General features: G+C 67.6%; 17 protein-coding genes. 9 read left to right on the top strand and 8 right to left on the bottom strand.

What is annotated here, in order from left to right:
- Positions 1-123: 123 nt before the first annotated feature.
- The 4 genes from ACLQ2S_RS25095 to ACLQ2S_RS25080 all read right to left on the bottom strand — a co-directional run bounded on the left by ACLQ2S_RS25095 (position 124) and on the right by ACLQ2S_RS25080 (position 2,460).
- Positions 124-522, bottom strand: a complete 399-nt coding sequence (locus ACLQ2S_RS25095; protein WP_425703330.1) for a GIY-YIG nuclease family protein — start codon at positions 520-522, stop codon at positions 124-126.
- Complete coding sequence (locus ACLQ2S_RS25090; protein ID WP_425703328.1) at positions 519-752, bottom strand: hypothetical protein; 234 nt, start codon at positions 750-752, stop codon at positions 519-521. The genes ACLQ2S_RS25095 and ACLQ2S_RS25090 overlap by 4 nt, the downstream gene beginning before the upstream one ends.
- A gap of 113 nt (positions 753-865) precedes the next feature.
- Entirely contained in the window at positions 866-1,279 is a 414-nt protein-coding gene (locus ACLQ2S_RS25085) for a hypothetical protein (RefSeq protein WP_425703326.1), read from the bottom strand.
- 617 nt (positions 1,280-1,896) lie between these two features.
- Positions 1,897-2,460 (bottom strand): aspartyl/asparaginyl beta-hydroxylase domain-containing protein, encoded by a 564-nt coding sequence (locus ACLQ2S_RS25080; RefSeq protein ID WP_425703324.1) that lies wholly within the window; start codon positions 2,458-2,460, stop codon positions 1,897-1,899.
- A 552-nt stretch (positions 2,461-3,012) separates the two neighbouring features.
- On the opposite strand from ACLQ2S_RS25080, the gene ACLQ2S_RS25075 reads away from it, so the two are divergent.
- The 4 genes from ACLQ2S_RS25075 (at position 3,013) to ACLQ2S_RS25060 (ending at position 10,200) form a co-directional block, all read left to right on the top strand.
- Positions 3,013-3,951: a PIN domain-containing protein gene (locus tag ACLQ2S_RS25075; RefSeq protein WP_425703322.1), complete on the top strand. Its 939-nt coding sequence runs from the start codon at positions 3,013-3,015 to the stop codon at positions 3,949-3,951.
- Positions 3,952-4,104: 153 nt separating this feature from the next.
- Positions 4,105-5,379: a DUF6361 family protein gene (locus tag ACLQ2S_RS25070; RefSeq protein ID WP_387281625.1), complete on the top strand. Its 1,275-nt coding sequence runs from the start codon at positions 4,105-4,107 to the stop codon at positions 5,377-5,379.
- Entirely contained in the window at positions 5,363-7,117 is a 1,755-nt protein-coding gene (locus ACLQ2S_RS25065) for a hypothetical protein (RefSeq protein ID WP_425703320.1), read from the top strand. Before ACLQ2S_RS25070 ends, ACLQ2S_RS25065 begins: the two co-directional genes overlap by 17 nt.
- A complete protein-coding gene (locus tag ACLQ2S_RS25060) occupies positions 7,114-10,200 on the top strand; it encodes a helicase-related protein (RefSeq protein ID WP_425703318.1) in 3,087 nt (1,028 codons plus the stop codon). The genes ACLQ2S_RS25065 and ACLQ2S_RS25060 overlap by 4 nt, the downstream gene beginning before the upstream one ends.
- Positions 10,201-10,632: 432 nt before the next feature.
- Here the strand turns inward: ACLQ2S_RS25060 and ACLQ2S_RS25055 are convergent, their stop codons facing one another.
- On the bottom strand, positions 10,633-11,487 hold the full coding sequence (locus ACLQ2S_RS25055; RefSeq protein ID WP_425703316.1) for a hypothetical protein: 855 nt from the start codon (positions 11,485-11,487) through the stop codon (positions 10,633-10,635).
- A 432-nt stretch (positions 11,488-11,919) separates the two neighbouring features.
- On the opposite strand from ACLQ2S_RS25055, the gene ACLQ2S_RS25050 reads away from it, so the two are divergent.
- Positions 11,920-12,825, top strand: coding sequence for a hypothetical protein (locus ACLQ2S_RS25050; RefSeq protein ID WP_425703314.1), 906 nt, complete (start codon positions 11,920-11,922; stop codon positions 12,823-12,825).
- A 159-nt stretch (positions 12,826-12,984) separates the two neighbouring features.
- Positions 12,985-13,185 (top strand): hypothetical protein, encoded by a 201-nt coding sequence (locus ACLQ2S_RS25045; RefSeq protein WP_425703312.1) that lies wholly within the window; start codon positions 12,985-12,987, stop codon positions 13,183-13,185.
- Positions 13,186-13,412: 227 nt separating this feature from the next.
- Here ACLQ2S_RS25045 and ACLQ2S_RS25040 read toward each other — a convergent pair whose 3' ends face one another.
- Complete coding sequence (locus ACLQ2S_RS25040) at positions 13,413-13,799, bottom strand: hypothetical protein (protein WP_425703310.1); 387 nt, start codon at positions 13,797-13,799, stop codon at positions 13,413-13,415.
- Between the two features lie 84 nt (positions 13,800-13,883).
- Between ACLQ2S_RS25040 and ACLQ2S_RS25035 the strand changes: the two genes are divergently transcribed.
- Complete coding sequence (locus ACLQ2S_RS25035) at positions 13,884-14,207, top strand: hypothetical protein (protein ID WP_425703308.1); 324 nt, start codon at positions 13,884-13,886, stop codon at positions 14,205-14,207.
- A 4-nt stretch (positions 14,208-14,211) separates the two neighbouring features.
- Here the strand turns inward: ACLQ2S_RS25035 and ACLQ2S_RS25030 are convergent, their stop codons facing one another.
- Both ACLQ2S_RS25030 and ACLQ2S_RS25025 read right to left on the bottom strand, forming a co-directional pair.
- Positions 14,212-15,735, bottom strand: coding sequence for a hypothetical protein (locus tag ACLQ2S_RS25030; RefSeq protein WP_425703306.1), 1,524 nt, complete (start codon positions 15,733-15,735; stop codon positions 14,212-14,214).
- 100 nt (positions 15,736-15,835) lie between these two features.
- Positions 15,836-16,246: a hypothetical protein gene (locus ACLQ2S_RS25025; RefSeq protein WP_425703305.1), complete on the bottom strand. Its 411-nt coding sequence runs from the start codon at positions 16,244-16,246 to the stop codon at positions 15,836-15,838.
- A 434-nt stretch (positions 16,247-16,680) separates the two neighbouring features.
- On the opposite strand from ACLQ2S_RS25025, the gene ACLQ2S_RS25020 reads away from it, so the two are divergent.
- Positions 16,681-18,144: a hypothetical protein gene (locus tag ACLQ2S_RS25020; RefSeq protein WP_425703303.1), complete on the top strand. Its 1,464-nt coding sequence runs from the start codon at positions 16,681-16,683 to the stop codon at positions 18,142-18,144.
- A gap of 134 nt (positions 18,145-18,278) precedes the next feature.
- Positions 18,279-19,748: a DUF4303 domain-containing protein gene (locus ACLQ2S_RS25015; RefSeq protein ID WP_425703301.1), complete on the top strand. Its 1,470-nt coding sequence runs from the start codon at positions 18,279-18,281 to the stop codon at positions 19,746-19,748.
- Positions 19,749-19,965 lie beyond the last annotated feature (217 nt).

Below are 19,965 nucleotides of genomic sequence, written 5' to 3'. Positions count from 1 at the left end.
TCACCACCGAAACCACCCCAACCTGGCGAGACGACTAAACCACAACACACGCAAAATACGTGAATCAGACGTCCTCTGAGGCGGTCACCAGGAGCCGGACTACCTCGCGTTCAAGCTGGTCGGTTACAGGTAGCACTCCTCGTTACACAGGGTGTTGACGTACTCGTTCAGCTCGTTAGTCCAGTGGAACCATTCGCCGTTTACGTGCAGGTCACGGAAGCGGCGGTGCAGCTGGGCTTCGATGGCACGGCGCCGGTCGGTGTCGGGTTCGTAAATGGCATGCGCTAGATGCAGGTGGGCGGGGTTGCCGGTCTGGAGTTGAGCGAGGCGGCGGCGGACATCGTCGCTGTGGCCGATCTTGACCCGGTCGGGGATCGCGACGCTGAATCGGTCGGGGATCGCGACGATGAAGTAGACCCCAGGGCCGTGGTGCGGTTCGTCGGGGGGCATACCGGCTTCGATCATGGCGTCCTTGGGGCAACCCCGGTAGTCACCGCCGGTCAGCCGGCGAACCCTGCTCACGGCTTCTCCCGCCTGGTACAGGTGCCGACCGGGGCGGCGGCGCGGCGGGCGTTGAGGACCTGGAGGAACTTGTCGTCGGCCTGCTGCTTCGTGGTGCTGTGGCGGATCAGCCAGGAGCGAGCTTGTTCTCCGGTGAAGCTTGCCGGGCGGGCCGCAGACCACGCGGTGGCCCCAAGGACGAGCACCGGCGCGCTCGACGGCGTGACGATCAACGGGACGGAAGTGGTCATGACCAACTGTTCTACTCCTCGCCCGCCACATCGGGATCTGGCCGTCAACCGTGGCAGAACTGCTGACAACAACGGACGTGGCACCTCTCAGCGTGCTCGCGGGAGCATCTCGCTCACAGGTACGGCATCTCCCAGTAGTCCCAGCGGTCGGTCACGCCTTCACGAATGGCCCGTTCCCGCTGGGCCACCCACTCCTCAAGGGTGGTGATCATTGCTGCATGCCGGACTGGGTCGAACGGCTCCCACTCCGGCGAGACCTCATCAACCGTGGTCGGCGTGTCATGCAGGTCGCAGTGCTGGTCCATCCAGCGGCGCGTCGCATCATCGTCCAGGATGCTCAGGTCGTAGACGGAGATGAGTCCGTGGGTGGAACGGAGCTGCGACCACCTGGCAGTTTGGCCGTACTCCAGCGGATTCTGGCATCGCCGCTTTTTCGACGTACGCGCCACGCAACGCAGGTGGAAGACCCCGTCCGGGACGTACCAGATGCGCTGGTCGAGGAGGACGAGCTCGGGGTGTTTATCCATGATCGGATCGTAGAGGCTCCCCTGGGCGGGCATCTCTGACGCGCCACCGCTGCAGGAGCAGCAGGCCAGCGTCCGCATCGCGCTCGAGCCTGTCAGAGATGAGAAGTGCTACTGACAGACCGAGGTGAAAATTTTGCGTTGACGACTCACGCCTGTGCCCTCGGTCATCTTCCTGACGCAGAGTGGACCCTGCGGAGCGGACGGAGAGGCGTCGGGGGTGGCCTCTCGGACCGGGTCCCGGCCTCGGCGATCTGGTTGTCGTGTGTCCGACAGTGCTAACCGAGGGTGTAAGACCCGACGATGCGGAAACATCCGATTGTGGAAGCTCGATGTTAGAGGGCTCAGCCCATGAGACCGCGGTGGGTCTTCAGCGGCGGCATCCGATCCGATCCGAACCCGGTCGCTGCGACCAGCGTGGCACGAATAGTGATCCGATGCAGGCCGCGTCAGCCTGCTGAACTGCCCCGATGGTCGACGACGGCGATATGGAGCATTGTTTGGGCGCTAGCGCCCCGATGCGCTGGTACTCGAGCGGCAAGTCTGCGGCGTGACGCCCCTACGTGGCGGCTGCCTGGCACACGGCTCAACGGCTTGCCGACTGGTGGGCTTTCGTGCTGCTACTTGAGAGGCTTTGTCCGGCGTTGTAGGTGCGCCGCGACCTCGGGCGGGAGGTCGTCGAGCTGGTCCATGGATTGGCCCGGGCGCAGGAAGTCGAACAGCAGGACGGTGCGCGATTCGCCGGTGCGGTTCCATGCTTCGTGCTCGACTGTGTCGTCGAACACGAAGATGCTGCCCTCGTGCCAGCGCCGGGCCTGGTTGCCTACCCTCAGTGCGCAGTCGCCTTCGGGTATGACCAAGCCGAGGTGGGCGCGGTAGACGGTGGTCACCCAGCCTTCGTGGGGCTTGATCCTGGTGCCTGGGGTCATGCGGGAGAACCCGGCGGTGGTCAGGCCGGGTATGTGTTGCAGCGCGTCGGCGGTGCGTGGGCAGGCGGACAGGGCGGCTTCGATGCGGGTGCCGAACGCGACCAGCCCGTACACGCTCCAGCCTTCGCCGTACATGTGGCGCTGCACCCACGGCTCGAAGGAGTCCTCGGCCAAGGCGAGGCACTCGTCGCGGATGTCGCGCCAGTTGCGGCGTAGGTCCGCCAAGAACGGAAACTGGTTCTGATCGACGAACACGCGGCCTCCGCAGCTGAGCCTGACAGGTAGGTGATCCCTTCTATCGCGTCGATCTGATGACGGCAAGCCCGGCTACTCCGGCCATCCGCTCGGCCACCGGCCGGTTCAACGCCTGGAGCGGAACCTTATCTGAGGCCCGCGCGGTAGAGCCCGGCCAGAGCGTCCTCATCTAGGCCAGCAGCCGCGGCGGCTCTACTGTAGGTCTTCATGGCTGACCATCTCGTGCACGGGGTGTAGCAGCTTCGGGAGCAGGCGCTGACCTACGTGGGCCGCTCCTCTGGCCGAACTCCCTTGCGATCTGCCATCTATCACCTGACGCGAGGCCGGATCGACAGGCGCCCACGATACACAGTAGGTCAGCTTCCTGACCTCGGTAGGCCTTGGCAAGACACTGATTCTGGTAGGTACTTCCGTGGTCGTTCACCTGCGGCCGTGCTGCCCCGGCGGTAGATGACGAGGGGGCCGGCGCGCTACGACGGTTTCCGTATGGTGTCGGCGGAGTGCGGCCGTAAACGGATGTCGGTGACAGGTCGGCCCTGCCAGGATTTCGGCATGCTCGTCACCCTGACCCCTGGCGTTGACCGCGGTTGCGTCCTTGAATTGCTCCGGTCTGCCTCTATCGAGATCAGCAACAACCGTGGCAAACAGGATGGCTACGTGCGGTGGGTACTGAACCTCGGCCGGATGCTGCGTGGCCAAATCGCCCGTTCCGACTTGGACCAGCTCCTGTTTACGCCAGCCTTCTACCGGCTTGTCGATCCGGTGCTGATGGGTACGCCGCAGGGCTTCCAGCTGCTCGAAGTCGAGATTTCCGAACGCCAGGCCGCGCTCACCTCGGCTTTCGAGACGCTCCAGGAGCAGATCGGCACCTGGACGGCGACGGAGGGCAAGGTCTTGGCGGTTGTGGACAGCAGCGTGTTCCTGTCCCACCCCGCATGGGCTCAAGACGACGACCCGGCGGCGGTCATCGCGAGCATCCCGTGGGCAGAAAAACTTGGCGTTGGGATCGAGGATGTCCTGCTCGTGCTTCCCGAAGTGGTGATCCGGGAGTTCGACCGGCTCAAAGAGTCAGGGAACCAGAAGTCCCGCTATCGGGCCGCAGTGACGCTGGCCGTTGTCGACAAGCTGTTGCCTGACCCGTACGGCACGGTGATGATCCGCCTCAAGGACAACGACGGGGAAGAGGTGGCCGAGCGTGGGGAGATGCCGCGCGGAGCGGTGCAGCTGCGGATGTTCTACGACGATCCCGCCCATCGTCCGCTTTCCGACCCGGACGCGGAGATCATCGATCGCGCTGTCGCGGTGCAGACCCTCGCAGGCAAACCGGTCCGGCTGGTGACCATGGATACCGGGATGGGCCTTAACGCGCGCCGGGCCGGGCTGCAGGTTACAAAGCCGGCGAGGGAAATCGAGACGCCGCCGGCCGAGGGCCAGTCGACACGGGCACGCCGCCGGGCGTCGGCTGCGGCCACTGAAAAGACCAGGCAATGATCCGCTGGCGAAGGGGCCGGTAGTTCTGGTCTTCTGGTGAGGCCCTTCTTACCTTCGGGCCGGCAACGAGTTGTCGGAGTCGGACGTCATGATGTTCGTCGAACACACCCCAAGACCACACGCCCTACCGGTGGTGGTTCACGGTCGCAGAAGATGGATTCGTCGCGGACGTCGAGGCGGTCTGGGAGCGCACAACCAGTTCAGGCAGGATGCCTGCTGGCCGAGTACGGGAGGTGGACGGTGGCGTCGCAGTTATCGTGGCTGGACAGCTCCCGGGTGGAGCAGCAGCGGATGCGTGAGCTGCTGAACATGTTCAGCGAGCAGGAGAGCCGCGACGAATTGGGCATCGGGCAGGTCCGCGACGCGTTCGGTGACCTGCTGTTCCCCGGGACGTCGACGTTGCACACGCGTGCTCGGTATCTGCTGATTGTCCCATGGTGCGTTCAGCACGCGAGCCGCCGGCCAGACCGCGATCAGGCAGTGGAGCTGGACCGGGTGGAGCGTGTTGTCATCTCGGCGCTGCGGGCTGCAGGTGCAACCGACGGCCTTATCGGTCGACGTGCATCGACCGGCGTCAAAACGCTGCCATCCACAATCTATGCGTCTGCGCTGCGCACGTACGACATCGACGCTGGCCTCGAGCTGGCTGTTCTACCTGGCGATCCGGAGGCGGCGGAGCTGACCGAGCTGCGGACTGGCCGATGGCCAGCCACCATGCCTCGATCGCCAGCCGGCTTCCCTGAGGTCGTGGGTTCGGGCTTGGATCTGACGCAGCAGGAGGCGGACTGGCTGCGGGAGCGTATCCTGACCAGCACCGCCGGCACCCTGCTCGCTCACCTGCTTCAGCCGGGCAACCGGCCGGAGGACGACGCGGCGGCGCCCTGGCGAGCCTCGGCGGTCGGCTCAGCGTCGGAGCGGGTGCGGACTGATTTGGAGTATGCCCGGGCGTTCTCGACCTGTATGCACGGAGCGGCGCTGCTCTACAACCTGATCCTCGCCGAAGAATACGGCGAGGCGGGCCATGACCGGATCGAGCCGCCGGACTACCGGGAGGCTCTCGCCCGCTGGGCTGAGCGGATGGCGACGGTCGCGCCGTGGGACCGAGCGGACATGTGGAGCCGCCTCATCGAAATCAACCCGCGCATCAGCAACAATCTGCGGGCTCGGGCGTTTATCGAGGCCTGGATCGACCTCGTCCTCGCCGGTCGGGCCGAGGGCGCAGCCGATGACGTCGAGTTGCGGGACCTGGTCGCCCGCCGAGAGAAGACGGTGAAGAAGACCCAGTCGCGGCTGGTCAACAGCAAGCTGCTCCGGGGCTGGACGGGCGCGTCAGGCAGCCGGCAGCTGGTATACCGCTGGCCGCAGGTGCGACGCATGCTGACCGACATCCACGACGGCATGGAGGTGACGGGTGCTGTTGCCGCCTGACGGACGCGCGCTGCTGACCGACGTGCTCCGTCCGCCGCCGGGATTCCGGCTGGACCGCGCCGTCGCCACCACGTTCACCCTTGAGCTGGACAGCCTGCTCACCGCCCCGCTGGCGTTCGCCGCGCACGCCCTGCGAGACCGGGACGACCCGATCTCGGTGATGGAGGGCGTGCGCCGCTGCGCCGACCGGATCGACGTGTTCTGCCAGGCCGGGCAGATCGCAGCGCCGCCGGGCAACTCCAGTCTGCTGCTCCTGCTCGAACCGGCTGTTCACCCGGTGCGGAGTCCTCGGCCCGGACGTCTCTTCCATCCCAAGATGTGGCTGGTCCGATACGTCTGCGACGGCGATCAGTTGCTGCGGCTCGTCGTGTTGAGCCGGAACCTGACCAACGACCGCAGCTGGGATGTCTGCTTGACCCTGGACGGCGTGATCGGCTCGCGGCCGGACAGGCGGAACACGCCGGTGGTCAAGCTGCTTCGGCACGCGATCGACCTGGCCACGCAGCCGGTGCCTGAACCGCGGCGCGCAGCGATCGAGGAGCTGCTGGAGCATCTTCGGCGTGCCGACTGGGAACTCCCTGAGGGCTTCTTTCGAGATGAGTTGTACTTCCATGCGCTCGGCGTGCCAGGAACTCGGCCGCTGGACTTCGCCGGTACTCGGCACCTGGTGATGTCGCCCTTCGTGGGCGCTGACGGTCTCGATGTCTGCGCCCCGGGCAATGGTGAGTTGACCGTCATCGGTAGGCAGGAGGAGCTGGACCGGTTGCCCGAGGGGACGCTGGACGGATGCACCGTGCTGGTGCTCAATGACCTCGCGGCGTTCGACCTGGATGACGAGACCGGGCCGGCCCGGCTCGCGGGGCTGCACGCCAAAACATATGTTGTCGAGTACGGGCGGCGCGCCCGAGTGATCGTCGGCTCGGCCAACGCCACCGGCGCGGCGTTCACGGGCAATGTCGAGCTGCTGGTCGAACTGGTCGGATCGCGGGAGCGGCTGGGCATCAACGCGTTGGCTGGCGAGGGCGCAGACCTGCGGGCGATCCTTGAGGAGTACGAGCGGCGCGACGTCGCCGAGCCCGACGACGACACCGGCTGGGAACTCGAGGCCTATCTACGCGGCATCGCCGCCGTCCCGTTCCACGCCACCGTCGGCACCAACGACGAGCCGCACGAGCTGCACGTACGCGCCGCCGGGGCGCCGTCGCCGCCGCCCGGTGGGCGGCTGACGGTCGCCCTGCTCACCAGACCGGACCTGGTGGCGGACCTGCCGGGCGACGCCCACTTCGGTGGCTTGGCCACCACGGAGATCACCCGCTTTCTCGTTCTCGCCGCAGTGGCCGCGGACGGCACGACCAGACGAGCGGTGACGATCGCCAGCCTGACCGGCGACCCGGCTGACCGCCTTGACCGGGTACTCGCCGAGCAGATCAACACACCGGACAAGTTCCTGCAGTTCCTGATGCTGCTGCTTGGCCTCGGATCGTCCGCCGAGGTGGCCGGTCCTGTGGGGGCGGGACAAGGCACCGGACTATGGCGCCGTGGCGCTGCCGGCGTCTTGGAGCTTCTGCTCGCCGCGCTGGCGGACCGACCCGCCCAGCTCGACGAGCTTGCCGGCCTAGTACGGCAGCTGGCAGTCACTGAGCGGGGTAGGGCAGTCCTGCCGGAGGGCTTCCTGGAGCTGTGGCAGCACGTCGACCAGGTCCGCCGTGAACTTCACGCACCCGGGGTAGGCGCATGAAAGGGCTCAAGGACTTCCAGCGGGACACCGTCGCGTACCTACTCAACCGCTACTTCGGCACCGAGCCGACCCGGCGGTTCCTGGTCGCCGACGAGACCGGCCTGGGCAAGAGCGTGGTCGCAGGCGGTTTCGTGGCCGCAATGATTGAACGGCTGCAGCGCGATGACGCGGTGACGCGCATTGACATCATCTATATTTGCTCCAACCAAGACGTCGCCGCACAAAACCTGGCACGGCTGGCCGGACCGCACCATGCCACGCATCCGATGTCCAGCCGGCTCACCCTCCTCGGCCGCGAGCTGCCCCGATTCACGCCGCAGGCCGGCGACGGGAAGCCGGTCAACCTCGTATCCTTCACACCTGGCACCTCCTTCGCCCCTGGCTGGCAGACCGGCACGGCAGCGGAGCGCGCCATGCTTCATCACCTGCTGCGCAACGAGGCTTGGGATGGCTGGCAGCGCAAGGCCGCCCTGCGGATCATGCAATGCACGACCCGGTCGTTCGAACGGTTTCAGAGCCGCTGCGCCTACTTTCCCCGTACTCTCACCCACGGCATAGACCCGCGCGTACGAGACCGGTTCCTGGACCGCGCTCGCGCCAGGGGACTTCTCGACCAGTTCGACGAGCTGATCGCCGACATCGGGCGGCGATCGGCGCTGACCGACTCCGAACACGGCCGATGCAAGACTCTCGTCGGCCGGCTACGTGGGGTGCTCGCTGAGGCCGGCGCCCACGCGCTCGAGCCCGATCTGGTGATCCTCGACGAGTTCCAACGCTTCCGGAACCTGCTCGATCCCGAGCTGGGTGGCGAGGCCGCCGAGCTAGCCCACCACCTGTTCAATTATCAGGACGCGCGCGTCCTGCTGCTGTCCGCCACCCCATACAAGCCGTTCACCTACGCCGAGGAAGCCGCCACCGACGACCACCACGCCGACCTCAAGCGGGTGCTCAACTTCCTCCGCCCAGACCCCGAGTGGCACGATGCCGTGCACGCGGCGCTGCGCGCCTACCGCGAGGCCGTCCTCGCCGGCGCCCCGACCGGCGCCGTGGGCGAAGAAATCCGGCGCCTGCTGCTACGGGTCATGTGCCGCACTGAACGCCCGGCCCTCGGCCGCCACGCGATGCTGGCCGAGCACGTCACCCCCGCCGCAGGCGTCGATTCCACGGAGATCCGCTCGTTCGTCGCCATGAACCGGCTCGGCGCGGCACTCGACGCCCCAGTCCTGCTCGACTACTGGAAATCGGCACCATACTTTCTCAACTTCGTCGAGGGATACCAGCTTGGCGACCGTCTGCGGGAGGCCATGCAGCGCGGGCTCGGCGCAGAAGTCCGGCAGCTGCTCGACCGGGCGCACCTGCTCGACGCCGCAGCCGTCCAAAAGTACGCGCCGATCGACCTGGGCAACGGCAAGTTGCGCTCCCTCGCCGCGCAGACCGTCGATCGCGGCTGGTGGCGACTGCTCTGGCTGCCACCGTCCATGCCGCACTACACGCTCGGACCGCCCTTCGCTGACGCGGCCCGCCAGCAGATCACCAAGCGACTGGTCTTCTCGTCCTGGAACGCCACGCCAACTGCGGTTTCGGCGCTGCTTAGCTACGAGGCGGAGCGCCGAATCCGAAACGGACACATCGAGGTGCCCCGCAGCAGGTTGGACTACCGGATGAGCGACGGACGGGTGGCGTCCATGAGCACCATGGCGCTGTTCTGGCCACACCCCGTGCTCGCGGCGGCCTGTGATCCGTTGACCGCCGCCCGTCGCGACCCGAATGGGCCTCCGGACCTGGCAGCGATCGAGTCAGAATGCCGCCAGCGGCTGCTCGCCGAGGCACCAAACACCTTCCGCGCCGCGGGACACGCCGGAGAGCCGCAGCCCTGGCGTGCCGTGCTCGGCTGGCCGGGTGCCAACCCTGGTGTTTCCCTCGACCGGGCCGTCGAGGCGGCCACGACGGGAGCCGACCCGGGACATGACGCGGAGAAGGACCTTCACAGCGGCCTCGTCCGGCATTTCCAGGAGGCGCTCGCCGTGGCCGCCGCCGCCGACGAGCCGATCAGCGCCAGCCCGGACGCTGTCGTTGACGATCTCGTCGCTATCGGGCTGCATGGCCCCGGCAACATCGCCTGGCGGGCGCTCGGCCGGCTCGTGGACCACGGAAGCAGCGTCACGCCTCAGGGGCTGTGGCTGGCCGCGACCGTCGTCGCCGCCGGCCTGCGGAGCCTGTTCAACCGCCCCGAAACCATGCTCCTGCTGGACCAGCTTGGCCTGAGCGATCCGTACTGGCGGGCCGTCCTGCGCTACTGCGCCGCCGGCGGGCTCCAGGCCGTCCTCGACGAGTACGTACACACGCTACGCAGCTCGGCAGCGGAGACACCGCTGGACGACAAAGCCCTGGTGGCGATCGCTCGTGACGTGAACCGGGCGGTGACGGTGCACTCGGCGCCGTACTCGGCTCTGGACCCGCTCAACCCCGGCAACCGGATTTCGATGACCGGTCGGTTCGCGCTGCGGTACGGCGGCCGGGGCGACGACGAGACCAACACGAAGCGCATGACCGGCGTGCGGCACGCGTTCAACAGCCCGTTCTGGCCTTTCGTCGTCTCCACTACAAGCGCCGGCCAGGAGGGCATCGACTTCCACACGTACTGCTCGGCGGTCGTGCACTGGAACGTCCCCGCCAACCCTGTGGACTTCGAACAGCGGGAGGGCCGGGTGCATCGCTTCGGCGGCCACGCCGTACGTCGCAACGTCGCCGCTGCCCATCGCGCCGAAGCGCTGCGGTCAGCCGACCGAGACGTGTGGAAGGCGGCGTACGACGCGGCGCGGCGGCAGTCGCAGCTCGGTGACATGGCGCCGTACTGGGTGTATCCGGGACGGGCGCGCATCGAGCGCCATGTGCTGCCGCTGCCACTGAGCCAGGACCTCGCCCGCTACGAGCAGTTGAAGCGGGACTTGGCGCTGTACCGGCTTACCTTTGGCCAGCCGCGGCAGGAGGACATGCTCGCGTTGCTCACCAGTGCCGGCCTCGCCGACCAGCGAGCGGAGCGGGACACCATTGATCTTCGACCTCCAACGCACTCCGCATGAAGGATCGGGGTGAGATGACCGGCGCGGCGCGGAAGTTTGTACCGAGCTGCCTCGCAAGCCAGTGGTACTGCAATCCGCGATCGGTAGGCCGGTCGCCGTAGTTCCGTGTCGGGCCACAGGTATACGTGGCCTGAAGCGTCAGCCGCTCGCTTCAGCCGCACGAGAGGGCGCGGTACCGCTCGCGACGTGGCTCAGCGCCCGCCTGCTCCGGATCATGTCATTCGTAATCACACCGCAGGACCGCGGGCCACTTGGGCTGACGAGTCCTGGAGATCACGGCCCGCTGACTGCAGGGGCGAGGACGGCGCGGGTCGGCTTCGGCGAGGTGCCAGCTCGGTCCGTGGCCGGGTTGTGAGTCGCCGGGGGTGCCACGACGACGTAAAGTTGGCCACCAGCGCGAGTGCAGCCACGCGCAAAGCGACCTAGCCCGAGCTACTTGGGTTGCTGGCCATCGCCGTCGGGTCGCCAGTCGGCGAACAGCTCGGCAAGCCTGGTTTTGGTCTGGTCGGTGAGGATCTTGGTGACGTCTTCTCCGAGCGGCTTCAGGGCGTGTTGACGTACCGCTGCGTGTTGCGCTGGTGCGGGGCAGATGAACACCGCGAGGATCCGTAGTGCGCGGAGAGCTTCTTCGTTTGAGATGAGGTCGAGCAGCGGAACGGACCCGAACGCTGCGGCCTGGAACCCTTGCCACACCTCGTCAACGATCAAGCCGACGACAGCCTCGGTGACGTGTGGCCGGTTGGCCTGCAAGGCCGACCCCAGGATCATGCTCTTGACCTTGTCCGGGATGCTGTTGAAACCATGTCGGGTCGCCTCGATCGCCCGAACCAACCCGATGAAGAGATCGCACCAGCCATGGTTGGTGAGCTCGCGCTTGACGCTGGTGGCGTCCGCAGCGGCGCGGTTTAGCTCCGTGGCGATCTCCGGCCAGGCCCCACGCGTCATCACCTCGGCCAGTGCTGTCACCTGTTGGACGGGCGACGGGTATGGCTCGCCGTGCTCGGGCCCGACAGGCGGCGGGACAGCGAGCCAGTCGGCGATGTCGACGCGGGCAAGGTCCGTGCTGATCTCCTGGTTGCCGCGGCTGTGCTCCAGGCGCGGCGGGCGGTGCTTCGTCCAGATCAGTCTGCTCTCGAAGTGCTCCCGTTTCCTCTGGCGGAACTGGTGGTCGTGGCTGGCCTGGTCCAGCCAGCCCTGCACGCCGTGTTGGGAGCCGCCGCACTCGTTGCAGCGGCAGCGATGTTGCTGCGCTGTCTCGCAACGAGGGTTGTGCTTGCCGTTGTCCATGCCGCGGCCACCTCGCTCATCCGGTCTACCCGATGGGGATGCTCGAACGGTCGCTGACTCAATGGAACTGCGTGAATACGTTACGTCACCGAGCGGCTGATGCCAATGCCGGCAATGATCCACGGACCGCTTCACCGGGCGGCTTGTCCTTCGTCAGGTCGCCGCGTACGGTCGGTGGTGCAGCTGGCTTGGTCCGGCTAGCGAATCTTGCTGCTTTGCATATTGTTGCGGAGCCCGAGGAGTCGGCCAGTGGTGCCGACGGGCTGAGACCCCGCCTGCGGCGCGCTCTTGCACATCCTTCCGTTGCGGTCGTCGACAGGCTGCTGGCTGTCTCTCGGCCCTCCACCTTGGGCGTTGCCTGGCCGCTGCCGCCTCGTCACGATCGTGTGCGGCGACGGCTCGGCATGCCCCTACCCGCAGAGGAACGCCCTGATGTCCTCGTATCTATTCCGCCCGGGCGCTGAGCCGCCGACGTCGACGCGATGGCTTGCCCACCAGTTTCCGAACCGGGGCTGGCTGATCGCCGACCTGCAGCGGCGCATTGACCGCGCACCTACCCCCATTGCGGTCTGCGCGCCCAACCCCGGACGATTCGGCCATACGGTGGAACGGGTACTCGCTCTCGACCTGTGCGACAGGCCGCCGTACCCGCAACTAATCGCAAACCTGCCGGAGCCCGGACAGCAGCGGCTGCTCGCCACCGCTGGATACGCACCCCCCACCGACGCCTCAGACGGGCCGTGGCACAAGACCGCAGAGCACATCCCAGGCGCTCGACTCTTCACGGTGGGCAGCCTGCTCACCGTGCTCGACACGGCAGTGCATGCGCTTCGTCTCGCGGCGCCCGACGCCGCCCGCGCAGCGATACGGGCCGCGCTGCGCCACCAGGAGACCCTCACCGCGTGCGCGACCGGAGTGCGCGCTGCTCGCCCTGCCTTCGCCGCCTTCTGGGCCAGCTACACCAGCGGCTTCCAGACCGCGCTGCGCAGCTACGGACCGGTGACCACCCCTTTGGAGTTGCTCGACGGACTGCGTGTCGCTGACTTCCTCGCCGGCACCACCATCATCGAACTCAAGACAGGCCACCTTGACGACACCAACCACCTCCACGCCCTCATCGACCAGGTGCTGACCTACGCCCTGCTCGCACCCGCATCCGGCCACCCGGTCACAGCAATCGTCATGTACCTCGCCCGCTACCGCGTGATGGCCCGCTACCCACTCGACCTGTTCCTCAGCCGCCTCGCCGGAAATCCCATCGACGCTGCCGAAGCCGGCTGCCGCCTCGCCGCCCTCATCCGAGCAGAAAGACCGACACGGCGACCAGCTGCCCACTGAGCCAGCACGGGAACCGATGCTGTGGCCGCCCGCAATGCCGAGTAGCGGAAGCACAAGAGGGCTCCCGACACTCGGTATGTGACGCATCAGCAGTGAGGGCAGGCTCGCCGCAGCGCAGCGCTGGCCTGTTGCCACGAACTACAGGCCACCGCCAGCCACGTGCGCGACTTCGCCGACCTGATGCACGAGCACCACGCCGAGCGGCTGCTCGAATGGATGCGGCGAGTGAGCGCCGACAACCTGCCCGCCCTGCACTCCCTGATCACCGGCCTGCGCCGCGACCTCGACGCCGTCACTGCCGGGCTCACCCTGCCCTGGAGCTCCGGACCGGTCGGGGCAACGCCAACCGCATCAAGATGATCAAGAGGCAGATGTATGGGTGGGCCAGCTTCGACCTGCTCCGCAAGCGGGTCCTCCTCGCCGCATGACAGCAAGCCAGTCACAAGATCATCGCCAGAACCGAATTCCGCGAGCGCCGACAGGATGGCGCGTAACCGCCCGGCGTATGAGTGCGCTCCCCGCCTCACAATGGTCCGTGACCGATCCCCGGGCCGGCAGATCTGCTCGTGTGCCTGGGTACGGACATGTCAGGTGTTGAGGTTTGCCCATTGCGCGCAGGTCGGCAGCCCTTCATAGTCCAGTCGGTGGGCAACCGCGCGCTTGGTGGCCGAATCCAGGGTCTCGGGTAGGCGATCGAACGAGGCGGGCCAGACATCCAGCAGCGAGAAGACTTCCTGGCCGTCCCGCATCGTCAGCAGCAGCATGCATCGCCAGTGCGGGGAAAACTCAGGCCGCCGCCCGGCCCGATGCACGAGCACGGGGCGTAGGTAGTGCATGGCCTCAAGGGCGGCGTGTTCGGCGAGCCAGCCGGCGTCGTGGTTGCGGTTGAACCCGTACGCAATCGCCTCGGCGTCCAGCCGGATGAGTTCGGCGGCATCGATCGCCTTGACGGTTCGGGGAACGCCGGACGACACACCCAGAGTCTTCCACGCGCCCGGACCAGGCTCCAAGATCCCTGACGGGCGAGTGCGGGAGGTACGGTCTGGCATCCTGGCCGGATGACGCATGAAGTCGTCCGTGGCGTGGCCTGGCCGTACCCCGGCAACCGGTTCCCGCAGCACCTCGGGGTGATAGTCCAGCGCACCGTGCTCGAAGGCACGGAGCCGGCCAGATCAGTAGTCCATGATGCTGAGGGTGACTGGCTGGTTTCCGACGACGTGAACGATCCGAACGGCAACGCCGTCCTGGTCTGCATGGAGCATCTGGTCGCGGCGGACGGCACGATCGCCGAACTGGCCGCGATGCCACCGGGCACCGAGGCCTGGCGGCCCAACCCGGGCGAGCCCTGGCGCTTACAGCAGCACACCTACACCGACGCGTAGACCCTCACCCGGTACCGGTGGAACCGTCATCTGACGCCGCGAGGTCGTGCATTACTGCTTTGGGGAGTGACGGATTGGCTGCCGCAGCAGCGGCAACGCTGGTGTCGGAGTCGGTCAGCAACTGGATGATCGTCTGTGCGGGCAGTGCGGGGTGGCTCGCGGCGATCCGGCGTGCCTGCTCGTCGGTCAGGCAGGCAAGGAGGGCCTCGGCTGGAGCGTTCGGGTGCTCGGCGATGCGGCGGAGCGCCTTCTGCACCAGTGGTGTCTGCTGGGCAAGCTGTATCAGCAGGTCAGGCGGACAGGACGGGTTGCCGGCGGCTCTCGCGGCGACCCGCGGACCGTGCGCCGCGACCATCGTCCGTAGCTGGGCTTCGCTCAAGGCCGGGTTCGCCGCGAGGGAGCTGAGCACTTTGGCGTCGTGGTCGCCGGCGAGCTGATCGATGATCTGGCGGGGAAGGTCGTGCCGCGCGGCGAGGAGCATCCGCACGGCCGGAACGCTCGAAGCAGCGAGTTCGCTGATCTCGGCCGGTGTGGCTGCCGCGATGCGCGGCAGCAGGGTGGGGCCGATCTTCGCCGATTCGGCCAGCTCGGCGAGGACATCGAGAGGCACGGCCGGGTTGTGAGCGAGGCGCCGGCGTACGTCATAGGTGGTGTCGCCGGCCATGGCTCTCATGAGCGCTTCGTCGATGGCCGGGTTCGCGGCTACGTCGCCACGGACGCCGGGAGTCGGATCCTGCGCGAGGGCTCGGTAGGCGCCCTGCGGCAGGTCGGTTCGGACGGCAAGCCGCCAGCGCACGTGTATCGACGGGTGCGCGGTAAAACGGCTGACAGTCTCGGCGGGCGTGCGTGGATTGAGCGTGAGCGCGTAGTCCAGGTCGTGCAGTGCGTCCTGGTGCCTGCCGTCGCAGCTCCAATGCTCTGCCAGCCAGTGGCCGGAGCCGTCACATGCCGGGCACAGTTCCGCAGCTGGCGCGCGGCGCTCGGCCAGCGCGACGAGGAGGTGACTCGGTGCGTGTTCGTTGCAGGCCAGTGCCCGGCGTACGCTCAGATGTGGATGGGTTGCAAGCCGCTCCGCCAAGGTGTCGCTGATCTTCGGTGACCTGGCGGCCTCGGCAACCACCTCCACGTCCGGGTCGTCGGCGAGGGCGGCAACAATGTCGGCTGGCACATGCGTGGTCGCGGCGAGACCTCCACGGACGGCCGGGTCTGGGCTGGCGGCGAGCCGCCGTGCCCAGTCCTCGGGGACCGGCGCGATGTCCGCCATGGCGATCACTACCGGCGGGTCGAGGTGGTCAACCTCGTCCGGCGGCAACAGCCCGCGCGACAGCAGACGGATCACGACCTGGGCGTCGCCCCGGCGAGCCAGGAGGCGGATCTGCTCTCCGCTGAGATCGTCACGATCGGCCAGCTCAAGCCAGACCGAGGCGTCGCCCAGTGCAGTCAGCTGTTCGACAACGGAGGCGGGCAGGGCAGGGTTACGGGCCAGGCCGGAGCGCAACTCCCGCAGTCTCTCCTCCTCGGCGAGCATGCCTGCTTGATCGGTTCTGTCCCCCGTTGGGTGGCTTGTCATGGGAGCGCCTGCCGGCGAGAACCTGCGTGGTTCGGCCAACTGATCAGATGTGACCGCATCATGCTGGCCGTTGTCTTGCTGTTCGGCGGGCAGGACCGCCGTACAGATGCACACGCTGATCAACGTCACGATCAGCGACGGCGCTGAGGAACAGGTCCGGCCGAGGTGACGTGAGGGCGACGTGCACTGTCCAGGTCTCGTAGTACCAGCGGGGGGCGCAGGCGCAACCGGTGAACCGGAAATTGGCCCGGTAGCGGCCGTACTGACCAGGTTGGAGGGTGAACATCCGGTAGTACGTGCGCCAAGCCGGGTACGCGGCCCAGCCGGGGAGACGCTCAATCACCGCGCCGTCTGCGGTGAGATCGACATGCAGCACGACCGCCTGCACCGCCTGAACCCCCGAACCGACGGACGACGCAGGCCGGTAGCCGTCGGCCTCGTCAGCCAAAACATCGTGCACGACGAGCATCTCGCCCGCCGGTAGCGGCGGAAGTTCATATGCCTCCGCGACCGACCGACGTCGCACCGCGTGCGTCGCCCCGCGGGCGTGGGCACCCCAGCGGACCCGGACACGTTGCACGACGAGCACGGCGACCAGGATGCTGGACGACGTCGGGTAGCGCCACCATGTTTCGGCCGTTCGACCCTCACAAGAGGCACCGACGGGCCAGGCGGGCTAGCCCGACCGGGCCGCCGAGAATAACGGTCGTCACAGCTGTCCAGGGAGCCACGAATCGCTATGGCGGGCGGGTCGGCGTGCGGGCGGCGGGCCGAGTCGCTCGTACTCCGAGATCATCACCACCGGCTCCGCGGCGCACAGGTCGGGAGAGCGCATTGGTCGTCCCGGTCGGGTAGCTTCGCCGGGTGGTTGATCGAGCGGTCCGACCCGGCGGCGTCGCCGTGATGCGGTTGTCAGACGGTGGATTTGGGGCATGCCAGGTCACCGGTGTCGAAGGCCGTGTGACCTCGGCGTACGCGCTGCGATGGCACTCGGTAGATCGGCCGAGCCTGGACGAGCTGCGCGGCGTTGAGCCGCTGACGCTTGACCATCATGCCCACGACGGGCGCCTTGCTCACTTGTCGATTGGCAGCTGGCATGCGGTGCCGCCGGGGTTCACATGGATCGGAAGCCTGCCCGTTTCGGAGGGTGTGCCGGTGTTGTCGAACACGTACTCGGGTTGGCAGTCACTTGCCGACGATGTGGTCAGGCAGCGCCGCTGGGATCGGGAGTTACCTGCGGCTGTGAAGGCCGCCTACCGCGCGGCCACCACCCGGGGTCAGGTCGACGTCGACTTCGGCGCCGGGGCGGTGACGCTCGGCGCGGCCACGCCTCGGCTGGACCTGAGCGGTGAGGGTTCGATGCGGGTGCCTTCGTCCGGGCCGGTGCAATGGTCCGCTCTCGATCAGCTGCCGCGCTGCACGGCGCTGACGTGGGCCGGCCCGGACCGGGGTCTCGCCCGCGCGTTGGCAGACCACCCGATTGTCTCGTCGCTGACGTGGCGGGACGCCCCGCCGGGCGTGGATCTGACCGACACTGGTCTGCACCACCTGTCGCTGGCTGGCACGGATGTTCGCGAGGTGCGGCTGCCCCGTGGCCTGCACGGCCTTGAGCTGGCCGCAGTGGACCGAGGCCAGACCGTGTACGCGGCGGACAACGGCCGATGGCTTCATCTCACCCTGACCGGCGCCGACGCGGAAACGACGGTTCCTACCGGCCTGCACGGTGTTCGAGAAGTCGCCCTGAACGGCAGCGGCACCATGTCCGCTGCTGCCCTGGAGGAACTGAAGGAACTGGAGAGCCTCCGAATCTTCTGGCGCAAGCCCCCAGGACGCTTGGTCGACGCCGCTGCTCTGGCCAGTTTGACCCATCTAGCTGTCATCGAGCTCGTCGATGGCTACGGCCTGGACGCGGACACACTGCCAGACCTGGCCTCGCTGACGCAGCTGAGCATCAGCGGTCTACCCCGATCTATCTCGCCCGCCTTGAAGGCCCGGTACCGCGGCACCTGGGTGCGCCTGGTCATCGAAGGCGCGAGGCCCGATACGTGGCTGGCCGCCAACCTGAACAACCCGTTCCGGGACTGGGTCGACGACGACGCCCGAGGCGGAGCCGCCGCCTGCAAGGCATACGCCAGCGCGGTCCGCACCATTGACAAGCTTCCGCAGGACCACGGTGGGCGTGCTGACGAAGCTGAAGCGGCCTTGCGCAAGCTGGTTGAGGCGCTCAACAGCATCGACCAGAAGTACGAGGTCATCGACACGCTGCGTCGAGAGGAAGCCTTCGACGCGTTTATGGAACTCGCCGCCCGGGCTGGAGTGCCAGCGCATCTGGCCGACCAGTGGTTCGACGAGTGGCGTGACTTCTGACTGACTCCATGCGGGCCTGCTGCCCCGCGTCTCGGGGCGATGCAAGATCAGATCAGGGCTCCACCGGTATCGGGTTCGCCCGGTTGGATACCCCGAGCAACCGCTATCGCCACTGACGGCGCGGGTTCCATCCGATGTACGACGTCATCAATGAGGCGGGTCTCCGGCGGATGGAAGGGGCGGGGTTGGCCGCCGGCGGGGGAGAGGTCGCGTGGGGGCAGGATGGCGGGGTGGCGGTGGGGTTGGACTGGGCTGGTTTCGAGTGTGCGCTGGTGGACGCGTTGGTGCAGGCCGTTCGTTCGGCCGTCGCCGAACATCCCGGCGAACGGTTCTATGCCGCGGTGCTGGACGGTGTCTACCGCGAGACCGATGGTCAGATCACGCTACCCAACCTCGGGATGAACAGTATCGAGGCGTTGGCGCAGCTTCCCGTCGAGGACCAGGCGGATGTTCGGTGGAGCGCCGCCGACTGGGAGTACTACGACGACGAGTGGCTTGCGGAGGACCTGGCCCGGGATTGGGAGCGGCAGCTGACCGCGGAGGCGTGCCGAGGGACAATGCGGCAGTGGGAGGCGACGTTCCGCAGGTACCTTTCAATGCTCGTCCGCGTGTGTAAGCGGTCCCGGGAAGTCCTTCGTACGAGCGGGGTCACTGATCGGGACTTCGTGGTGTTGCTGCTCGACGACGAGTATCACGAGGTGCTGATCAAACGCGTCCTCACCAAGGGCGAGGTGAGCCGGTACTTTCCCGGGTACGACCAGCGGGCGGTCGAGCTGGCGCGGATCGGCGCGCTGCCGGTGGCTGAACGCGCCGCGTACTACGTCGCTCGGCTGGAGGCGGTTGACGGGCCGGTGAGTGGCGAGGAGGCCGAGGTCGCGCTGCGTGATCTCGGGCCGGCCGCGTTTCCCGCCCTGATCCCCATGCTGGCTCAGAAGGAGCGGGCGTGGAAGGCCGCCAAACTGCTGGCCGACATCGGCCAACCCGACGACGACACCGTGCGCGCGCTGCACGCGGCGTTGACCCGGTGCGAGGGGCCGGACCAGTCGTGGGTTGCTTGTGCGCTGGCGCGCCTGGGCCGGCTGGACCTCGTGCTGGACCAGATCGACCGTCTTCCGCGGGAGGTCGTGGTCGGCGCCGTCGCCGCACCGTATACCAGCTTCCGCAACCAGGCGATCGCCGCACCGCGGTTGGACTACCGGCCCCTGCAGGACGTCATCGAGCGCTGGCCGGCGTACGCTCCGGCGCTGGCCGAAGAGCTCAAGCCGGGGCGGGGGTACTGCGACATCACCGTCGACGAGGTGGACGAAGCGATCCGCGGGCTGGCCTCGCCGCACGTCGTCATCCGCTGGCACGCGGTGTGCGTACTCGGCGAACGACGTCTCGGTGCCACCGTCGCCCGACGGGTCCTGCCGCTTCTCGGACAGACCGTCAGCCAGGACCCGGACGCCACCGTGCGGAGGCTGGCAATCCTGTCCCTGCTGTGGTGGCGCAAGGACTCCCACCGGTACGCGAACGTGGTGCGCGAGGCGCTCAACGACCCAGCCGCTGAGGTCCGCGAGGTCGCCGCTTACTGGCTGCGGGAACAGGATGGCCGACCGGCGTGACCGCCTTCGTGCTTTGGTGGGGATGGCGTGGACGTCTGTAACGACGGCGGCTCGGCGGTGGTGCTGGTGGCGGACCTCCGCGCCGCGTCGCGCCAGATCAGCGGGTTGAGGTCGTCGGGGTCCGGTGGGCTGGGCAGTTCGATGAGGATTTCTGGCGGGCAAACCGTATGGTCACTCGCCACCCTCGATGACCCACCCTTGCCGAGATTCAGCGCCG

This window comes from Micromonospora sp. DT48 (assembly GCF_049844495.1).
Taxonomy (GTDB): domain Bacteria; phylum Actinomycetota; class Actinomycetes; order Mycobacteriales; family Micromonosporaceae; genus Micromonospora.
This window is presented reverse-complemented; position numbering and strand designations above follow the sequence as displayed.

Excerpts from the sequence above, each read along its gene's own strand:
- ACLQ2S_RS25030 (WP_425703306.1), bottom strand. The coding sequence starts at position 15,735 with ATGCTCGCCGAGGAGGAGAGACTGCGGGAGTTGCGCTCCGGCCTGGCC.
- ACLQ2S_RS25035 (WP_425703308.1), top strand. The coding sequence starts at position 13,884 with ATGACGCATGAAGTCGTCCGTGGCGTGGCCTGGCCGTACCCCGGCAAC.
- ACLQ2S_RS25075 (WP_425703322.1), top strand. The coding sequence starts at position 3,013 with ATGCTCGTCACCCTGACCCCTGGCGTTGACCGCGGTTGCGTCCTTGAA.
- ACLQ2S_RS25060 (WP_425703318.1), top strand. The coding sequence starts at position 7,114 with ATGAAAGGGCTCAAGGACTTCCAGCGGGACACCGTCGCGTACCTACTC.
- ACLQ2S_RS25085 (WP_425703326.1), bottom strand. The coding sequence starts at position 1,279 with ATGGATAAACACCCCGAGCTCGTCCTCCTCGACCAGCGCATCTGGTAC.
- ACLQ2S_RS25090 (WP_425703328.1), bottom strand. The coding sequence starts at position 752 with ATGACCACTTCCGTCCCGTTGATCGTCACGCCGTCGAGCGCGCCGGTG.
- ACLQ2S_RS25020 (WP_425703303.1), top strand. The coding sequence starts at position 16,681 with ATGCGGTTGTCAGACGGTGGATTTGGGGCATGCCAGGTCACCGGTGTC.
- ACLQ2S_RS25055 (WP_425703316.1), bottom strand. The coding sequence starts at position 11,487 with ATGGACAACGGCAAGCACAACCCTCGTTGCGAGACAGCGCAGCAACAT.
- ACLQ2S_RS25050 (WP_425703314.1), top strand. The coding sequence starts at position 11,920 with ATGTCCTCGTATCTATTCCGCCCGGGCGCTGAGCCGCCGACGTCGACG.
- ACLQ2S_RS25015 (WP_425703301.1), top strand. The coding sequence starts at position 18,279 with ATGTACGACGTCATCAATGAGGCGGGTCTCCGGCGGATGGAAGGGGCG.
- ACLQ2S_RS25070 (WP_387281625.1), top strand. The coding sequence starts at position 4,105 with ATGGATTCGTCGCGGACGTCGAGGCGGTCTGGGAGCGCACAACCAGTT.
- ACLQ2S_RS25025 (WP_425703305.1), bottom strand. The coding sequence starts at position 16,246 with ATGCTCGTCGTGCACGATGTTTTGGCTGACGAGGCCGACGGCTACCGG.